Source organism: Nocardia sp. NPDC058499, assembly GCF_042719915.1.
Taxonomy (GTDB): Bacteria; Actinomycetota; Actinomycetes; order Mycobacteriales; family Mycobacteriaceae; genus Nocardia.
The window spans coordinates 36,865-55,417 of the sequence record NZ_JBHXMZ010000018.1 but is presented as its reverse complement, the minus strand read 5'-3'; the positions used below and the strand labels follow the sequence as shown (position 1 = coordinate 55,417).

The window sequence follows — 18,553 nt, the reverse complement described above, 5'->3', positions numbered from 1 at the left end:
ATACAAACGCGTGACAGTCAGGATGCGTCGAAAGCAGCGGTCGGATGTAGGCGTACCAGACCTTGCTGATCAACCGTGAATCACATGTGGGAGCCGCCATCGACGCGGACCTCGGTACCCGTGACGAAATAGGCGTCCGCGGAACCCAGCATCGCCACCACCGCGGCAACCGCATTCGGCCCGGCGAAGATGGCGCCGTTCTCCAGTGGCAGCGCCGGGGCGGCCTTGGCGAAGAGCGCGAAATCGGCGTCGGAAGGCAGGCCGGGGCCCACGCTGGACTTGGCCTCGCCGCTGCCATCGGTCATACCGGAGGAGATGGAGCCCGGCTGCACTGCGTTGAACCGGATGCCCTGCTTGCTGAACTCCGAGGCGAGCGCGTGCGTCATGGCCTGGATGCCGCCCTTGGACGCTGCATACGCAGACATGTATGGGTGCGCAAACATGGCCGAAGTTGAGCTGAAGTTCACTACGGCCGAGCCATTGCCCTCGCGCAGAGCAGGGATCGACTCGCGGATCACGAGGAAAGTGCCGACCAGGTTGATTCGCAGTACCTGTTCGAAATCGGCCAGCGTTGTCTGCTCGAAGTGTGCCGAGCGCAGCACGCCTGCCGCATTGACCAGGGTGTCCAGCCCGCCGAGTTGCTCGACCGCGGAAGCCACGCCGTTGCGCACCGACTCCTCCTGGGAGATGTCCATGGACACGGTGATCAGCCGGTCGATGTCGCCGCCCGCCTTGGCGCTGGTGTCCTTCAAGCCGGTCTCACTGATGTCCGCGGCAACGACACGCCCGCCTTCCTCGAGGATGCGCAAGACGGTGGCCTGGCCGATGCCGGAACCACCACCGGTCACGAGTACGCGGCGACCGTTGTAGCGCTGAAGCTGGGGCATTGTTTTGAGCTCCTGTCTATAGTTGCGAGGAGTCGGTCGGTGTCCGGCCTCCAGCATCACAGAATGCCGGGTGTTGCCGCTTGATGGTCGCCGCCGTTTCGCTCAATGGACAGTCGGTGTCACGACGCCCGCCGGGTCGCCGTGGGATCATGAATTTCCAGGCCATTCAGCAACATCAACTGTATCGTTTGCGACTGCATTCAGCGCCAGGACCACCGCGGTGACCAGTACCACGTTGCTGGTGTATTCGAACAGCGTGGGACTGTGGTTTATCGGAGTCTCCGGCCTGATTCGCTGACAGCCTCGGGGGCTCGAATCGAGCCGGGTTCACGAGCGTCAATTTCGAACGATGTCGAGCGGTGCTACTTGTGGGTAGGATTTCGGTGCCATTGCGTAGGTGTGCGACAGAACCGTGGTGAAGTCGGCATCGTTGAGTGGATCCGATGGCTTGGTGTAGCCGACCTACGGCATCGAGTCGACGCCTCCGCTTGCGCGACGATTCAGATGATGATGTCGGCCGGCGCCGGTGAACGCGGTTCTGCTGTCATGGCTGTCTCGCTGAACGACTGATCGCTTTTGCTGAGGGGATGCCGGATTCTCGGCAGGGTTTGACGATAAATCCGTTAGGGGCTGACGCGTTGGGGATCTACGAGCTTTCCCGTTGAGCGGGAGCCCGCATGGAGTGCTCGCAGTGACAGGGCCGAGGATCTCTACCTCGGCCGCTGTGCTTCTCGCTCGGTGAAAGGATCGTCGGTTCCCGCCGGCCGGTCGTCGGACTGCTCATACCGCTGCAACCCGATCAACGTGGGAAGTCGCGACTCGTTGGACGGCTCGGTCGCACCGGGCGTATCAACGGAGTCTCTTTCCGAGCGGATGAGCCGGAGGTTTACCTGCCCCGGCTGGACCACCCCGTAGTGACGACCGCTTCGAGAAATCGGCCCGGGAAGCGCAGGGAACCATCTGGGTGGCCGATGTCGAGCACTCCGGCGGCGCCACCCGCCCCTCATCGGTGCCGGAATCGAGGCGACCTCGGCCGATCACTACTGCGAGCAACTCGGTGCCCTGGCCGAGATCCGTACTCGGGAATTCGCAGACTCCGCAGGGAATGACCATCGAGAAATGCACTGCGGTTCGGGACCACGGCTACGAGGGCTTCGAATTCACCCGTTGAGGTTCGTCGCTCGGACCAGCGGTAGCGAGTCCCCGGCCTCGGCCGAAGGGCAGGGGATGAGCGAACTTGGCGCGCAGCAGGCCGCCGACTTCGGCTACCGCCAGCGTCGCGCGCGCCGAATTCTCGGGTCGCATCAGAAAGCCGTGCAGCACCCCCGGATACCGGGTCACGGTGGTCTGGACCTGGGCGTCCCGCAGCCGGCGAGCGTATCGCTCGCCCCAGTCCCGGATCGGGTCGCCTTCTGCGGTGACCACGATCGCCTGCGGGAGACCCGACAGGTCCTCGGCATAGGCCGGAATGCGGTAGCAGTCGTGGGGTTCGGTCGCACCGCTGTCCGCGAGCTCGTGCATGTAGACGATGTCCTCGCGGAGCAGCATCGGTGCGTCGGGCATGGCTACGATCGACGGTGCGCCCATATCACGGTCCAGTCCCGGGTACATCAGTACCTGGCCGAAGAGCGCCGGGCCGCCCCGGTCTCTGGCCAGCAGTGCGACACCGGCCGCGAGCGCGCCGCCCGCGCTGTCGCCCAGTACCACCAGGCGCTCGGCATCGATACGCAAGAGCTCTGCGTTGGCGGCGACCCAGGCGGTTGCCGCGTACGACTCCTCGAGCTGCACCGGCGCACTCCACTCCGGGGCCAGCCGGTAGTCGACGCCGATCACCGTCGCACCGGCGGCGGCCGCGATCTGCCGGGCCAGCGGTTCGAAGGAGTCGTTGGAACCCATTACGAGACCGCCCCCGTGCAGATGGACGACGGCCGGGGCGGCCGGTCCGGTTGCCGGCCGGTACACACGAAGCGGAATGCCCCCGTGCGGACCCGGAACAACAAGATCCTCGATCTCGGCCATCGCCGGTAATTCGGCGGGGGGTTTCATCGCCTCGACGCCGGCGCGGACCGCGTCGATGCCCCGGGAACGCATCGACGGAATTGCTCCGAGAGCGCTGATGCGCGCTGCTACATCGGGATCGAGCGGGGGAACGGGCACGGTCATCTCCTCGGCGATAGGCGTACGGGTAGGCGCTGTGGTCGGGCATACGGATCGACGGAAGGTCGCCCGGCGGCGTACCTCCACTCGCGTCGGCCGGTGTGACACCGGGCCCGAGTCGTGATGGATTCCGCGGATCAGTTCTCCGCGGCAGGTGGGTCCGCCTGCGCGGTGACGCGTGCGAAGCGATCGCCCCACAGCCGTAGCCACTCGGGATGAGGGAAGATATGGGTCTTGCGTTCCGCCATGCCGCGCACGACGAGTTCCGCGATCTGCGAAACCGGCATCCCCTCTTCCTCGATGGTCCGGTCGACCTTCTCCTGATGTTCGACCAGCGACGGGTCGGCTACGGCGCGGGGGATATGTCCGGGGGGCGCGTTGCGCTCGTCGTGCCGGATAGAGGTGGCCGTGTAGGCCGGGCACAGCACCGCGACACCGATATGCGGGAACTCGGTGGCCCATTCGAAAGCCAATCCCTCCGACAGCGTGATCACTCCCGCCTTCGAGACGCTGTAAGGGGTCAGATACCCGCCGGTCAGGAAACCCGACATCGATGCGGTGTTGACGATGTATGCCTCCTCCTGAGCGGCCAGGATCGGCTGGAAGATCCGGCAGCCGTTGATGACACCCCAGAGGTTCACGCCGAGTGTCCATTCCCAGGTGGCGTGGGGAATGGTCGAGAAGTGCTGGGCTCCACCCACTCCGGCGTTGTTGCACAGCACGTGCACGGCACCGAACCGGTCCACCGCCGCATCCGCGAGTGCCTGCACCGAATTCGCGTCGGCGACATCGGTGGCTACGCCGAGTACTTCGCCGAGTGCGGACAGTTCGGTGGCCGTTTTCTCCAGGTCCCCGGTGTCGTTGTCCGCGACAACGACTTTCATACCCTCCTCGAGGAAACGTGTCGCCAGTCCTTTGCCGATGCCGTTCGCGCCGCCGGTGACGACAGCTACCCGGCCCGTCAGTTGACGCACAGGTCACTCTCCTTGTGTAGTGATGACATCGGCCGAACTGGTGATCTGCGGGCTGGATGGCATCGGATCTTTTCCCGACGGCACGGTCGGCCGCCGCGACATCGGCCACATAGGACCACGTCGACCGGTCACCTGGTGACGGTGGTTCCGCCAGATGGGAAAGTGATCGTGCGGAAGTCGCATCATCGGACGCCCACCGAGCAGTGCGGTTCGTTCCCGCTGAACGGAAACACGGCGATCGACTGTCCGGCGTGGACCTTATCGTTCGTCGTGCCGGCTGCCGGTGACCTACATCACGAATGACCACTTCTCGAGTCCGTCTTGTGCTGTCGGTACCAGGGCAGGCGCAGTTTGTCCGCGGTGCCGTTGGTCCGCTGGGTTTGCCGCCGAATTCCGATCGAGCGATAGCCGCCGCGGTATCTCGTCCAACGAGCGCGAAGGGAATGCTCGCCGGCAGACACCACGGGTCCGTCTCGTCTCAGGAGGACGATCGATGTCCGATCCTTCATCCCGGTCCACCACCGGAGATTCCGGAACTACACCGGCTTTCCGGGTCCCGGCGCTGATCATCACAGCGCTCGTGCTCGCCGAATCGGTCAGCGCCTTCGAAGCCGGCATGATCTTCATCGCGTTGCCGAGGTTCAGCGAGATCTTCGGAGCACCGGCATCCACGACCGGGTGGTCGGTCACCGCCTATATGCTCGTTGCCGCGACGACCGCGCTGGTGGGCGGGCGCCTCGGTGACATGTACGGCCGCAAGAAGGTCCTCATCATCGTGATGCTGATATCCACCCTCGGTTCGTTGATCAGCGTCTTCGGTGACTCGATGGCGGCCATCATCGCGGGGCGAGGAGTGCAGGGTGTAGCGGGTGCGATCCTGCCGCTCTGCTACGGCCTCGCCCGTGAGGCCCTGCCGGCCCAGAAGGTATCGATCGCCGTGGGCTTCATCGGGGGCGCGGCTTTGCTGGCCGGTTCGGGAGGTTCCCTGATCGCCGGCATCCTGCTCGATATCGCCGACTGGCACATGATCTTCCTCTTTGCCGCCGTACTGGCCGTCGTGGCTTCGGCCCTGGCCGCATTCGCGCTCCCCGGGTCTCCTGCATCGGCCGATCTCCCTCGGTTCGATTTTGTAGGCGCGATCTTGATGACACCCGGCCTGACCGCACTGCTGTACGGCCTTACCCAGGGCCCGGCCTGGGGGTGGGCCAGTTTCCGGGTGGTCGGCCTGATCATCACCGGTCTGGCCATCCTGGCCGTGTGGACCTTCTGGGAACTCGGCCGGCGCGAACCGCTGGTAGATCTGCGCGTGCTGGCGAACAGGAGAATGTCGCTCAATCTGATCGCTCTGTCGGTTCTGGCCCTCGGCCCCGTGGGTGCCGTGCAGATGGTGACTCCGATGATCCTGCAGTCCCCGACCTCGTTACCGGTCGGTCTCGGAATGAGTGCGACGGTCACGGGCCTGGTGGCCGGTGTCGGGGCACTGGTGGGTTTCGCCGCTTCGCCGATCGCGGGTGCGGTCGCCGGTCGGTGGGGCGGGCGAACGGCCTTCCTCATCGGGGCCGCTCTGTTCGTGGTCGCGAACCTCATGATCTTCGTGGGCCACAAGTCGCTGCCCGTTATGGTCGGCGTGTTCGCTGTCGGAGCCGTTGCCACCGCGTTCGCCTATACCGGCTACCCGAAGATCGTGATCGAATCCGTTCCGGACAGCATCACGAGTGTCACCACAGGTGTACTGAGCACCGCTCGGCAGGCGTTCTCCGCCGTAGGCGTGGCCATGGTATCGGTCACGCTGTCGCTGTCGACCGTTCCGGGGACGGCCGCGCCCGCCCTGCCGTCGTTCAACCTGGCCGTGGGTTGGTTCATCGGGTGCGCACTGATCGTGGCAGCCATCTGCCTGTTCATCGGCAGGCCGCAGCAATCGGCACCGGCGGCGGGCGATGTCGCGACCGGAGAGGAAGGCACCGCGCCCTCGGCGGCCTACGCCTGACAGCCCGCGGCCCGGGCGCAGTCGTCGATCCCGGCCGCAGCCCGCAAGGCCGGCGCCCGGTACCTCCCGGTCATCGGGATCGGCGGTGCGGAGCCATGCCGGTGGACTCCTACGATCCGACCGTGGCTGCGTTCCCCCTTCCCCGTCCCGCGGGCCGGGGAAGGCGGGCGGTCCTCGACGACTCCACCGGGTAGCCGGGTCCGTCAGGACCTTGTTACCCGGTACGTCCGGCGTCGCCGGTCACGGGAGCTGCGAAGCATCGCGATGGTTACGCCCACCGTGGGATGAAAGGAAAACATATGCCCGGTCCTTGTTTCGCCTTTACCAAACTCCTGGTGAACGATCTCCCCGCTCAATTCGACTTCTACTCCAAGATTTTCGGCCGCGTGGAGCGGACCCGTTACGAGTTCGACGACCGTCCCGATCCACTCGCCGAGATCATCATGACCTCACCGGACGGGACCCAGCAGTCACTGGTGCTGTTGCACTACAAGAACCGGACGGCCCCGACTCCGGGGTCGGCGGTGATCGGGTTCGAGGTGCACGGTCTCGATGACATCGTACGGCGGGCCGCGGAGGCCGGCGCCACCGTGACCGAACCGCCGACCACAATGGCGGATATCGGTATCCGGGTCGCCTTCGTCGAGGACCCGGAAGGACATGTGCTGGAACTGTTCGAGCGGTTGTGACCAGCGTTGTCGATGCGGTCGTGGTTCCGGCCCACCGTATTTCTCGCTCAGCGGGAGGGGGCATGGTCCGGCGGGCGGACGGATCTGGCGTCGCCGAACTGCACGCTGCTGGTGCCTGCACATCGAATCTCGCTCAGGACGGAAAAGGTTACGCCAGCGGTACGCAGCTCGGTGCGGGGTCGTACTTCGGTCACCGGGCCGGACGACACGCGGCCGCGCGGGCCGCGGACCAGTAGTCGCCGGCCGGGATCCGACGATGAATGCCCCGTCCGTTCCGGCTCCGGGCCCGCGCGTCGGCGCGCTCGGGGCCGGGTCTGCCCGTTTGCGGATTTCAGCGGGTGCGACCTGCGGATTTCGCCGTTTCGGAGACGAGCGCTCCCGCTGAATGGGAGGGCACGATCGGCTCCTCGGACAGACCCTATCGTCCTGTCATGCCACGTGCTTGTGACGCAGTTCACCGACGGAAACCCCGTTCGCTGGGCGGCGCACACCGCCGCAACCCACCCGTCGTGGGGAGCCGCGAGCCGTCGAATCGCTCGGTCGCACCGGGCGCGCCGACAGGGTCGCTCCCCGACCGGGCCGGCCCGAGGCGCCCGCGCCCCGGCTCCACAACCCGTAGTTACGACCCGACCGTCAACCGGGACCGACCCGACCACCCGCTGCCGCGGGGGTACGTGCCGGCCCGGCGAACCCTGCACCCGGAAGGCCCCGCCTCATGACAAACCCCGTCGAAACCGTAGCCGCCGCAGTCTCCGCGGCCGGTGCCGAGACCCTGGGTGCCCGCCGGATCTCCACCGGCTACTACTGGCCGGAGTGCCCGCGGTGGCACGAAGGCACTTTCTGGTTCTCGGATATGTACACCGGCACACTGAAAACGCTGGATGCGGACGGCAACGCGACGGTTGTGGTGGACGCGACCGGGCGCGCCGCCGATACCGATGTGCCGATCCAGCTGGGTGGTTTCGGCTGGCTGCCGGACGGGCGGCTCATCGTGGTGTCGATGCACGAGAAACGTGTACTGGTACACGGTGGCGGCGCGCCGGACGATCTGAGCGTGTACGCCGATATTTCCCAGTACACCCTGGCAGCTGCCAACGATATGGTCGTCGACGCCGACGGCCGGGCCTACATCACCCAGCTCGGATTCGATATCTTCAAAGGCGACGAGCCGGTGGCGTCGCCGCTGATCGTGGTGGATCCGGATCGTACGGTCTCGACGCCGGAGAAGGTCGACCCGCTGTTGTGCGCGAACGGTATCGCCATCAGTGAGGACGGCACCAAGGTCTACGCGGCCGAAGTGATGGCCTTCAAGATCACCGTGATGGATCGCGCCGCGGACGGCACGCTGTCGAACGCGCGCGAGTTCGCCACGTGTCCCTTCATGCCCGACGGGATCGGTCTCGACGCCGACGGCGGAGTGTGGGCTGCCATGCCCGGCGGCGGCTACATCGCGCGCTTCACCGACCAGGGGCTCTCCCACGCGGTCTCGCTGCCGCTGGAGGACGGTCTAGCCTCCGCCTGCCTCCTCGGCGGCCCGGATCGAAAAACGCTGTACATGACGGTCGGCTTCGAGGTTTTCGACTTCGCGAAATCGGCTCGGGAAGCGCAGGGAACCATCTGGGTGGCCGATGTCGAGCACTCCGGTGGTGCGACCCGTCCCTGACCCGTCCGCAACGTACAGAAACTCTGAGGAAATCATGGCAACACTGGACTTCTCCGATCGCATCATCATCGTTACCGGCGCCGGTCGCGGTATCGGTCGCGCCCACGCCCTGCTGTTGGCTTCTCGCGGTGCCTCGGTCGTGGTCGGCGATCTTGGCGCGCGCACCGATGGCTCCGGAGTCGACGGCGACAATCCGGCCGCGGAGGTCGTCGCCGAGATCACCGCCGCCGGTGGCAAGGCCGTTGCCTGCACCGGCGACGTGTCCACCGAAGACGGAGCCCGTGCGCTCGTCGATGCGGCGGTCGATTCGTTCGGCGGTCTGACGTCGGTGATCAACAACGCCGGTATCGTGCGGGCCGCGCCGTTCGCCGAAGTGCCGGACGAGGAGTACCAGCGGCATCTCGATGTTCACTACTTCGGTTCCCTGCGGGTCATCCGCGCCGCCTGGCCGCACCTGCTGCAGGCCGAGGCGCCCCGGATCGTGAACACCGTTTCCCAGGCGATGCTCGGGAATCCGGGGATGTCGCACTACGGCGGTTCCAAAGGGGCGCTCTTCGGCCTGACCCGCAATATCGCCCTCGAGGGCCTGGAAGCGGGTATCAAGGTCAACGCCATCGCACCCGGCGCCGGCACCCGGATGGCCGAGGCCGCCGCGGACACGCTGTCCCCGGAGGTTATGGAGTACATACGCACGGCGTTGCTGCCCGAGCACGTCGCCCCTGTCGTCGCCTACCTGCTGCATCCGTCGTGCGAGGTCACCGGCGAGGTGTTCAACGTGGCGGGCGGCATCGTGAACCGGCTGGCTCTGATCAACACCGTGGGCATCCACGATCGCGGTCTCACCGTGGAAACCGTGGCCGAACGCTTCGACACGATCATGGCGATCACGCCGGAAGCGATTCCGCAGGTGGTCGCGCCCGCGCAGGTGCCGGCGTCCTGATCCACCTCCCACCGTCTCTACTGGAGTGATCCGATGAGCACAACCGAGACGGCCGGTAATGCCGTGAGCACCGAATATCCGTTCCCGGCGGTATCGCCCGACGAAGCGATGAATCGCTACCACGCCATCGCCGCCGACCGGCCGATGACCAAGATGACCATGCCCTTCGGCGGCGACGTCTGGGTGATCCACCGCAACGCCGCGGCCCGGGAAATGCTGAGCGACGGCCGGTTCGTCCGCGAACCGTTCCGGACCGGCGAGCGGGTCGTGCCGTATTTCGTCGAGTTCCCCGACTTTCTGAAGACCACTCTCCAGTTCGAGGATCCACCGCATCACACCAAACTGCGGAAACTGGTGCAGCGCTCGATCTCCCCGAAGCGGGTCAAGGCGATGCGTGATTCGGCGGTGGAATTCGCCAACCATCTCATCGACGAGATGATCGCCAAGGGTGCCCCGACGAATCTGGTACACGACTACGCCGTAGCGTTGCCGATCCAGATGCTGGCCAACCTTCTCGGCGTGCCCCCCGAGGACCGGCCGAAGTTCCAGAAGTGGAGCTCCTCGACACTCGCGGTGGCGAATATGCCCGAGGAGGAGGTCGTGGCGAACATGACCGAACTCGTCGTGTACATGATGGGCCTGATCGAGGAACGCCGGAAGAACCCACGGGAGGATCTGCTCAGCGATCTGGCCAATGCCCGTGACAAGGACGACAGCCTCACCGACGGGGAAATTCTGCCGATCGCACTGGTGCTGATCATCGGCGGATTCGACAATACCGCGAACTTCCTCTGCGCGGGCGTGCACGCGCTGCTGCGCAACCCCGATCAGCTCGAACTCTTCCTCGCCGATCCCGACGGGGTGGCGCCGACCGCGGTGGAGGAGATCCTGCGGCACGGCCGGATGGCCGTCGGATCCACCGTGACCGGCGGCGGTGGACTGGTGCCGTTCGTGGCGACCGAGGACGTGGAACTGGACGGTCATACCATCGCGAAAGGCGATGCCGTACTGGTCGATCCGGCCGCGGTGAACCACGACGGTGTGGTCGTCGAGAACGACGGGGTGTTCGATATCCGGCGGGAGAACAATCCGCACCTCACCCTGAGTTACGGTCTGCACCACTGCCTCGGCGCGCCGCTCGCGCGAATGGAGATGCAGGTGGGTCTCGCCGAGCTGTTCAAACGTCTGCCGAGTCTGCGGCTCGAGGGTGAGGCCGTGATCGATATGGACAACCTGACGCAGGCGGTCACCGATCTGCCCGTGGCCTGGTAGGAGCGCCGGATGCCGAAAGTTTTCTACACCCAGCCCGGCGGCGCGGTGAAGGTGATCGACGGCGCCGTGGGCGATTCCGTGATGTCCACCGCCGTGAAGAACTGCGTGACGGGAATCGTCGGCCAGTGCGGCGGCACCCTTTCCTGCGCCACGTGCCACGTGTACGTCGATCGGGCCGAGCTGAAATATTTCCCCGATCCCACCGAAGACGAGGACGATATGCTCGAATGCACCGCATCCGATCGTGCGGACAACTCCCGGCTGTCGTGTCAGTTGACATTGGCCGACGGCGTCGATCTGCACGTGACCGTTCCCGACGAGCAGGTCTGAGGCGGTGCGGGAATCGGAAACGGTGCCGGGCGCCGGGACACCACCGCGCAGCGTCGTGGTGGTGGGTGCCTCGCACGCCGCCGTGCATCTCGCGGATCGTTTGCGGGATATGGGGTATGACGGTGCGCTCACCCTGGTCTCCCATGAGCCGCGGCTACCGTATCAACGGCCGCCGCTGTCCAAGGCATGGTTGAAGGGCGAGGCGACCAGCGAGTCGCTGCTGTTACGCGACCCCGCACACTATGCCGACAAGGACATCGAACTGGTCACCGGCACCCGGGTCGAACGGGTGACCCGCACACCGGCGGGGGTCCGGATCGCGCTCACCGGTGAAGGTGGCTCACGCCCCCGAGATTTCGATCGGCTGGTCCTGGCCACCGGTGCGCTGGCCCGGACCTTGGCGCTGCCCGGCGCCGATCACCCCGATGTCGTGCGGTTACGCGACCTCGAGCACGCCTCGGTTCTGGCCGAGCGGATCCGGAAGGGGCCGATCGCGGTGATCGGCGGCGGCTTCGTCGGCCTTGAGGTCGCCGCCACCGCACGGTCCCTGGGTGCGGAGGTGACCGTGATCGAGGCCGGATCGCGACTTCTGGGGCGCGCGGTGGGGGAGGCCACCGCAGCGGCGCTGCTCGCGGCGCACCGGGCGATGCAGACCGATATCGTCCTGGACGCGCAACCGACGGCGATCACGTTCGCGGACAACAAGGTACGCGGTGTCCGGCTCGACGACGGCCGCGAAGTCCCGGCGGCGACGGTACTGGTCGGAATCGGGGCGCAGGCACGTACCGAACTGGCCGGCCAGCTCGGCCTGTCCTGCGCGGGCGGTGTGGTGGTCGACGACCGATGCCTTGCGTCCGACGGCTGGACGCTGGCCATCGGCGACTGCACGACCCGGGTTTCGCCCACCACCGGTCGGCACTACCGGCTCGAATCGGTGGACAACGCCACCACCCAGGCCGAGGTCGCGGCGGCGGTACTGGCGGGGAGCGCCGCGCCCACCTCGGCCGAACCGTGGTTCTGGTCGGATCAGGGCGATCAAAAGCTCCAGATCGTCGGCTTGATCGGTGAATACACGTCGGTGGTGGTCCGTACCGATCCGGCGAGACCGCGACGGCGGGTTGCGCTGTACTTCGTCGACGACTCCTTGGTCGCGGCCGAGTGTCTCAACGCGCCGGCGGATTTCGTGGCGCTGCGCGCGGCGCTGGGTCGTGGTTACCGGCCGCGCCCGGAAGCCTTGTCCGACAGCAGTATTCCGCTCAAGCAACTGCTGACTCCGGTCCGCAGCTGACTTCGGTCGCAGCACCGGGCAGAGCGGGTGTGGCGATGCCTTCATCGTCGCAGAGGGCGTTGTGTACGTGTTCGGTGTCCATCGCCGCGCCCTTCTGCCGTGTCGAACGGATACTCATCGGGTGACCGTGCCAGCCCGCAACGCCCCGGCGGCGACGGGCGCGCGGAGATGCCCATCATGGTGTCGAGGAGCCGGAGTCGAAGGCACCGAACCGGCATAGTGGCGGTTGCGGTTTCGGGCAGGTGTGTTCGCGCCGAGAAGAGGGTTCAAACACCGGAAACCCGGGACCACTACCGGAATCGTGCCGCAACCAGTGCGCCTACTTCCGCTATCGCCGCCCGTGCCCGGGCAACCGACGGTGCCTGCATGGCGAACCCGTGACCCACGCCCGGGTAACGGAGCTGGGCGGTCGAGACCCCGGCCGCGCGGAGTCGATCGCCGTAGGCTTCTACCGCGTCGCGGAGCGGGTCGCCGTATCCGACGGCCAGAATCGCCGGTGGAAGGCCGGCGAGTGACTCGGCCAGGGCGGGGACGCCGTAGGCGTCGTCGGCGGCCGGATCGTCACCGAGGTAGAGGTTCTTCATCCAGTCGATGTCCTCGGCGGTGAGGAACGGCGAAGCCCCGAACTCGCGCATCGACCGACGATCGGTGCGGCGTTCGACACCGGGATAGAACAGTACTTGCTGGGCGATGGCCGGGCCGTTCTCGTCGCGGCTGCGCAGGGCGGTGGCGGTGGCCAGACTGCCGCCGGCGCTGTCGCCACCGACTCCGATACGGGACGGGTCCACGCCCCAGGCGGCAGCGTTTCCGGAGAGCCAGCGCAGGGCCGCGTAGGCCTCGTCGTTGGCGACGGGGTAGCGATGTTCCGGGGCGAGCCGGTAGTCGACATTGCAGATGACGGCGCCGGTGGCGTCGGCGATATCGCGAGCGAGGCGGTCGAACGAGTGCAGCGAGCCCATGATCATGCCGCCGCCGTGGAACCAGACCAGGGCCGGTGAGTTCTCCGGTGGAGCGGAGGTTGGACGGTAGATGCGCAGTGGGATCTGTCCGTGCGGTCCGTCGGCGGTTGCGTCGTGCACCGACTGCATCCGCGGGCCGGGGGGCCGTTCGATCGACTCCAGGGCGTGGGGGGCGCCCGCCACGCCGACGTCGCGCAGCGGCCCGGACCGATTCGAGCGCGCGATGATCGCGGCCACATCGGGATCCCAGATCGATGCAGCGGGGACGTTGTCGGTCGGTGTGGTCATCGGTTATTCCTCGCGATCGGCAGGATCGGGCGATCTGCGTACCGAGGTACGGTCGGCGCGGAGCATGACCCCGGCACTGATCTCGCCGCCCTGGCGGTGCAGATTCATCAATTCGTCGAGGCGCTCGTTGTCGTGCTCGGAGAGCGCTTCGATCATCTGGTCGTGCTCGGCGACGACCCGGGCACGAGCGGCGGGGTCGTACAGGTACGCCGCGTGATAGGGCATCGCCAGTGTCCAGAGCCGGCGAATCTCGGTGACGACCAGGTGCAGCGGAGAGTGGTCGAATATGGCGAAGTGGAAGGCGTGATTGTGCAGCCGCATCGCCAGGAGGTCACCGCGGTCGGCAGCCTCGACCACCAGATCGCCGACCCGCCGGACCTCGGTGAGGACCTCCTCGGAGAACCGCGGCAGTGTGGCGATGATCTCCGGCTCGAGCGCGGCGCGCATCAGATAGATCTGATCGAAATCCGACTGCTGCAGCCGCGCGACCGTGTACCCCACGTTGTGCTGGTGGTCGACCAGGCCGGCGGCCGCGAGCTGGCGCAGTGCCTCTCGGATGGGTAGCCGGCTGACGCCGAGGCGGTCGGCCATCAGCACCTGACGGATCGGCTGTCCGGGGAGCAATTCGCCGGTGACGATGAGCCGTTCGATCTCCTCGACCACCCGCGCCGCCGCCCGTTCGCCCTCACGCCCGCGGTCGGCGGGCATGGAGTCCTCGCTGGGTCTGTTCACGGGTTCCCGAAGATACCAGCCGCGCGTAGTTCCTCGACGCGGTCGGTGTGGTAACCCATGGCCGTGAGGACAGCGGTGGTATCGGCGCCGAGGGGCACCGCCGGACGCGGGCGGCGCCGGGGCGACCGGCCCAGGCTGATCGGGACACCGACACCCCGGTAATCGTCGTCGTCGATGAACAGGCCTCGATGACGTGCTTGGGCGGAGTGTAAGGCCTCGTCGATTGTGTGGACCGGGCTCGCTGGTACACCAGCTGCCTCGAGTCGCCGCCCCAGGTCCTCGCGCGAACTCTTGGCAATGCGCTCGGCCAGCAGCGCCACGAGTTCTTCCCGGTGGGCGTAGCGGTGGCCGTTGGACGCGAATCGGGGATCGTCGGCGAGTTCGGCAAGCCCCAGGGTCTGGACCAGCGAACGGAACTGGCGATCGTTGGCCGCGCTGACGAAGAAATCACCGTCCGCGGCACGGAACACCTGGTACGGCGCCACCGTGGGATGGAAGTCCCCGGTCCGCTGTGGCACCTTGCCGCTGGCCATCCAGTTGGCGGCGTGCGGATGCAGTATGGAGATGACGGAATCCAGCAGCGTGATATCGATCAGCTGCCCCTGCCCGCTGCGCTCGCGTTCCAGCATCGCCAGCAGAATCCCGCTCACCGCCATATTCGCGGCGACGATATCCACGATCGGGACACCGACCCGTAGCGGGTTACCGTCGGGATAGCCGTTGACGCTCATCAGGCCGCCGAAGCACTGGAGAACGGCATCGTAGCCGGGTAGCCCGCCCATCGGTCCGTCTACGCCGAAACCGGTGATCCGGCAGTAGATCATGCGCGGATGGCGTTCGCTGAGCACGGACTTGTAGTCGAAGCCCCAGCGTGCCATTGTGCCCGCCTTGAAGTTTTCGATCACGATATCGGCACCGCCGAGTAGGTGTGCGAGGATTTCGCGGCCCGCGTCCGTGCGCAGGTCGAGGCTGATGTTGTCTTTGCTGTGGTTGAGGCTCGCGTAGTAGGCACTGCTCGCACCGTTGTCCAGGAAGGGCGGGCCCCAGCCGCGGGTCTCGTCCCCGCCGGGAGCTTCCACCTTGATGACCTCGGCGCCGTGGTCGGCCAGGATCTGGGCGGTGTAGGGACCGGCGAGTACCCGGCTGAGGTCGAGTACCCGAACCCCGGTCAGCACACCGTTGCCGGTGGCGGTGTCGGCGGCGCGCCAGGCGGCGCGGCCGTCGATCGCAGGGGTGGCGGCATGGCCGGCCTGCGGTGGTGTGGTGACGGTCATCGATTGTTCCCTTCTCCCGCCGCGCCGGTGTGCTCGTGATGGAAGCCGGTCACGAGATCCCAGACGTCGGCGCCGCCTTCGAGGATGTGGCCGGCGAGGACACCGGCCCACCGGCGCTCCGAGCCGTAGCGTTCCCGCCAGGTCAGCAATGCGGTGGTGGACCGGCCGAGTGGATGCTCGGAGGTGAAACCGATCGCGCCGTGGAGCTGGTGGCCCGCGGCGGCGATCTCCCGGGCCGACTCGGCCGTCACCACCTTGGCGGCGGCGATCGCGGTCCGTGCGCGGTCCGGATCGCTGCCGGCGTCCTCGGCGACCGCGGTCTCGGTGGCCGTCTCCATGAGGGCGGTACGGGCGGCGAGACCGGCCAGCCGCTGCTGGACGGCCTGGAACTTGCTCAATGGGCGCCCGAACTGGACGCGCTGTCCCGCGTAGCCCAGCGTGCGGTCGCAGACGGCACGCGCGGCCGCGGCCGACGCCACCGCGTACGCCAGCGCACCGCGCCGACCGAGCTCTGTCCCGTCGACCGGGGATGCGGCATACGACTCGACCGGAGCCGCATCGAAATCGTAATCGGCGACCGGGGCGCCGATCAGGTCGGCGCCGGCGGTGCCGACCACGCCCGGGGCCGTGGGGGAGAGCACCGCGACCGCCGGGCGGCGGTCGGCGGCGGGGTCGAGCAGGATGACCAGCCGGTCGGCGTCGGGTCCGTGCACCACCGCGCGTGCCGAGCCGTGCAGGACCGGCCGGCCGTCGTCGGTGTCGCGGATAGTGGCGCCGTCGTCGGCAACCGCGATCGTTGCGGTATGTGCGCCGAGGGAGATACCGCAGCGTGCCGCGAGCCAGCCGGCGAGCACTGTGTGCTCGACGAGCATGGTGAGCGCGCCACCGGTGACCGCGGCGGAGACGACGGCGAGCGCTTCGGCGAGGGTGCCACCGCTGCCGTCGTGGTCTTCGGGGATACCGATTCCGGTGAATCCGGCTTCGGTGAGCGCCGTCCAGACCCCGCCGTCCACACCGGTGGCGGGAGTGGTGGTGTCGACTCCGGCCCGTTCGATCATCGCCTGGGTCGCCGCACGTAACTCGGCGTGAGGGGTCGTCATCGTAATCCCATTCCGCGGGCGACGATTCCGCGAAGAATCTCGTTCGTCCCGCCGCGTAGTGTGAATGCCGGAATGTGCAGCATGCTGTCGGCGAGCAGGCGGGCGAACGGGTCGCTGCCGCCGCGCCGGGGCTCGGTATCGCAAGAGGCACGTACCGCCTCCACGAGATCGCCTTCGAATGCCGAGCCGAGATCTTTCACCATCGCCGCCCGCACATCGGGTCTGCGCCCCGCGGCCAATTCGGCAGCCACCGACAGTGACATCCGGCGCAGCGCCCAGGCGCGGGCGGTGAGCGACCCGAGCGTGACCCGCTGCTCCGGGGTGGCGCCCGCGCTGCGTAGTTCCTCGGCCCAGGCCCGCAGCAGCGGCATTGTCGACAGATAGCGTTCCGGGCCGGAGCGCTCGAAGGCGAGTTCGCCCATCACCTGAGCCCAGCCTTCGCCGCGGCGGCCCAGCAGGGCGTCCGGGCCCACCTGCGCGTCGTGGAAGATCACTTCGTTGAAATGGGCTTCGCCGTCGATACTGCGCAGCGGGCGCACCTCGATATCGGGGTGGGAAAGGTCCACCAGGAACTGGGACAGCCCGGCCTGCCGATCGCCCGGGTCGCCGTCGCTGCGGGCGAGCAGCACCATGGCGTGCGCCATATGCGCGCCGGTGGTCCACACCTTGGTACCGCTGAGGGTCCAGGAACCGTCATTGCGGGGCGTGGCCCGGGTACGGACCGCGGCGAGATCGGAGCCGGCATCCGGTTCGCTCATGCCGATCGCGAAGAACAGTGTGCCCGCCGCTATTCCGGGCAGGTAGCGCTGCTTCTGCTGCTCGGTGCCGTTGGCGAGGATGCCCGGCGCCATCTGCCGGTCGGCGATCCAGTGCGCGGCGACAGGGGCGCCGTGGGCGAGCAACTCCTCGGTCACCACGAAACGCTCGACCGGCGACCTGCCGTGGCCACCGTAGGTGGCCGGCAGCGTCATCCCGAGCCAGCCGCGCTGCCCGAGCCGTGCGCTGAACTCCGGATCGAATCCGCTCATCCAATTGTCCACGGCGGGAACGAACGTGCCCGCCGCGAGTTCTTCGGCCAGGAATGTGCGGACCTCGGTGCGCAGCGTATCCAGTTCTGTGTTCCCGGCGGTTTGTGCCTCGGTTTCGGCGGTGGTGACCGTCATCGGCCCGGCCCCCGTGACGACCAGGATTCCTGCCCTTTGCGGGACATCGACCACATCTGCACACCGCGCTCGATCTCGAGCGCCGACGACCAGCCGACAGCCGGTGGGCCGAGTTCGAGACGGGCGCTGGTCATGATTCGCCTGCTGAGTTCCGGGTCGGCGGCGGGTACGGTGGTGAGTTCGGCGATGAGCGGGTCGAGTTCGGGTTCGGGGACGGCGGCGTAGGCGAGTCCGCAGGCGGCTGCCTCGGTACCGGACATCGAACGGCCACATGCTGCCAGTGCTACCGTCCGCGACCAGCCGACCGCCCGGCCGAGTAAGGCGAGGTGGCCGCCACCCGGATGGATGTTGCGCGCCAGGAACCCGCTGTCCAGCACCGACTCCGGGGTCACGACCATGATGTCGGCGGCGAGCGCGAGATTGAGCCCCGCGCCGACGGCGCCGCCTGCCACCCGGGCGATGGTGGGCACCGGGAGGGAACCGACTCGCACGAAGGCCCCGTAGACCGCGGAGGTGCGACGGACGGCCTCGGGTGAGGCCGGGTCGGCGGACGAGGCGGCGAGGTCGCGAGTGTCCGCACCGCTGCAGAAGTAGGTGCCGGTCGAGCGGACGACGGCCGCGCCGATGGTGGGATCGTTTTCCACTCGATCGCAGAATTCGCCGATGAGTGCGGCCATCTCCAGCGTGATGGCGTTCTTACGGCGGGGATTGTTGAGGGTCAGCCGTGCGACACCGTCGGTGAATTCGGTGAGAACCGAGATTTCCGGTGGCGCGCCGACCGTGTCGTCTGACGTCATGGCCCGACCGTAGCATATTGGATCCAAAATAAAATCCAATATTGATTGACAAT

Annotated in this window: 16 protein-coding genes and 1 pseudogene; 8 read left to right on the top strand and 9 right to left on the bottom strand. The window is 67.2% G+C overall.

The window, feature by feature from the left end:
- Nucleotides 1-80: 80 nt before the first annotated feature.
- The 3 genes from ACFWPH_RS32665 to ACFWPH_RS32655 form a co-directional block, all read right to left on the bottom strand.
- Nucleotides 81-887 (bottom strand): SDR family NAD(P)-dependent oxidoreductase, encoded by an 807-nt coding sequence (locus ACFWPH_RS32665; protein WP_378756120.1) that lies wholly within the window; start codon nt 885-887, stop codon nt 81-83.
- A 1,143-nt stretch (nt 888-2,030) separates the two neighbouring features.
- The gene (locus ACFWPH_RS32660) at nt 2,031-3,044 is read right to left on the bottom strand and encodes an alpha/beta hydrolase (RefSeq protein ID WP_378756119.1); all 1,014 of its coding nucleotides are present in this window, start codon (nt 3,042-3,044) and stop codon (nt 2,031-2,033) included.
- Between the two features lie 137 nt (nt 3,045-3,181).
- Nucleotides 3,182-4,018: an SDR family NAD(P)-dependent oxidoreductase gene (locus ACFWPH_RS32655; protein ID WP_378756118.1), complete on the bottom strand. Its 837-nt coding sequence runs from the start codon at nt 4,016-4,018 to the stop codon at nt 3,182-3,184.
- 493 nt (nt 4,019-4,511) lie between these two features.
- Here ACFWPH_RS32655 and ACFWPH_RS32650 point away from each other — a divergent pair, with 493 nt between their 5' ends.
- From ACFWPH_RS32650 to ACFWPH_RS32615, 8 genes and pseudogenes are all read left to right on the top strand, one after another.
- Complete coding sequence (locus ACFWPH_RS32650) at nt 4,512-6,005, top strand: MFS transporter (protein ID WP_378756117.1); 1,494 nt, start codon at nt 4,512-4,514, stop codon at nt 6,003-6,005.
- Nucleotides 6,006-6,304: 299 nt separating this feature from the next.
- The gene (locus ACFWPH_RS32645) at nt 6,305-6,694 is read left to right on the top strand and encodes a VOC family protein (RefSeq protein WP_378756116.1); all 390 of its coding nucleotides are present in this window, start codon (nt 6,305-6,307) and stop codon (nt 6,692-6,694) included.
- A 59-nt stretch (nt 6,695-6,753) separates the two neighbouring features.
- Nucleotides 6,754-6,930 (top strand): annotated as a pseudogene (locus ACFWPH_RS32640) (FAD-binding protein); the annotation flags it as partial.
- Between the two features lie 479 nt (nt 6,931-7,409).
- Complete coding sequence (locus tag ACFWPH_RS32635; RefSeq protein ID WP_378756115.1) at nt 7,410-8,357, top strand: SMP-30/gluconolactonase/LRE family protein; 948 nt, start codon at nt 7,410-7,412, stop codon at nt 8,355-8,357.
- Between the two features lie 34 nt (nt 8,358-8,391).
- The gene (locus ACFWPH_RS32630) at nt 8,392-9,297 is read left to right on the top strand and encodes an SDR family NAD(P)-dependent oxidoreductase (protein WP_378756114.1); all 906 of its coding nucleotides are present in this window, start codon (nt 8,392-8,394) and stop codon (nt 9,295-9,297) included.
- A gap of 33 nt (nt 9,298-9,330) precedes the next feature.
- Nucleotides 9,331-10,569 (top strand): cytochrome P450, encoded by a 1,239-nt coding sequence (locus ACFWPH_RS32625; RefSeq protein WP_378756113.1) that lies wholly within the window; start codon nt 9,331-9,333, stop codon nt 10,567-10,569.
- A 9-nt stretch (nt 10,570-10,578) separates the two neighbouring features.
- Entirely contained in the window at nt 10,579-10,899 is a 321-nt protein-coding gene (locus ACFWPH_RS32620) for a 2Fe-2S iron-sulfur cluster-binding protein (RefSeq protein ID WP_378756112.1), read from the top strand.
- A gap of 4 nt (nt 10,900-10,903) precedes the next feature.
- On the top strand, nt 10,904-12,187 hold the full coding sequence (locus ACFWPH_RS32615; protein WP_378756111.1) for an NAD(P)/FAD-dependent oxidoreductase: 1,284 nt from the start codon (nt 10,904-10,906) through the stop codon (nt 12,185-12,187).
- Between the two features lie 290 nt (nt 12,188-12,477).
- On the opposite strand, the gene ACFWPH_RS32610 is transcribed toward ACFWPH_RS32615, so the two are convergent.
- The 6 genes from ACFWPH_RS32610 to ACFWPH_RS32585 are packed head-to-tail and all read right to left on the bottom strand — an operon-like array spanning nt 12,478 to nt 18,500.
- Complete coding sequence (locus ACFWPH_RS32610; protein ID WP_378756110.1) at nt 12,478-13,434, bottom strand: alpha/beta hydrolase; 957 nt, start codon at nt 13,432-13,434, stop codon at nt 12,478-12,480.
- A 3-nt stretch (nt 13,435-13,437) separates the two neighbouring features.
- Nucleotides 13,438-14,142, bottom strand: a complete 705-nt coding sequence (locus ACFWPH_RS32605; RefSeq protein ID WP_378756135.1) for a GntR family transcriptional regulator — start codon at nt 14,140-14,142, stop codon at nt 13,438-13,440.
- A 20-nt stretch (nt 14,143-14,162) separates the two neighbouring features.
- Nucleotides 14,163-15,440, bottom strand: a complete 1,278-nt coding sequence (locus ACFWPH_RS32600; RefSeq protein WP_378756108.1) for a CaiB/BaiF CoA transferase family protein — start codon at nt 15,438-15,440, stop codon at nt 14,163-14,165.
- On the bottom strand, nt 15,437-16,540 hold the full coding sequence (locus ACFWPH_RS32595; RefSeq protein WP_378756107.1) for an acyl-CoA dehydrogenase family protein: 1,104 nt from the start codon (nt 16,538-16,540) through the stop codon (nt 15,437-15,439). The genes ACFWPH_RS32600 and ACFWPH_RS32595 overlap by 4 nt, the downstream gene beginning before the upstream one ends.
- Nucleotides 16,537-17,703, bottom strand: a complete 1,167-nt coding sequence (locus ACFWPH_RS32590; protein WP_378756105.1) for an acyl-CoA dehydrogenase family protein — start codon at nt 17,701-17,703, stop codon at nt 16,537-16,539. The genes ACFWPH_RS32595 and ACFWPH_RS32590 overlap by 4 nt, the downstream gene beginning before the upstream one ends.
- Nucleotides 17,700-18,500, bottom strand: coding sequence for an enoyl-CoA hydratase-related protein (locus tag ACFWPH_RS32585; protein ID WP_378756104.1), 801 nt, complete (start codon nt 18,498-18,500; stop codon nt 17,700-17,702). Before ACFWPH_RS32585 ends, ACFWPH_RS32590 begins: the two co-directional genes overlap by 4 nt.
- Nucleotides 18,501-18,553: the final 53 nt, after the last annotated feature.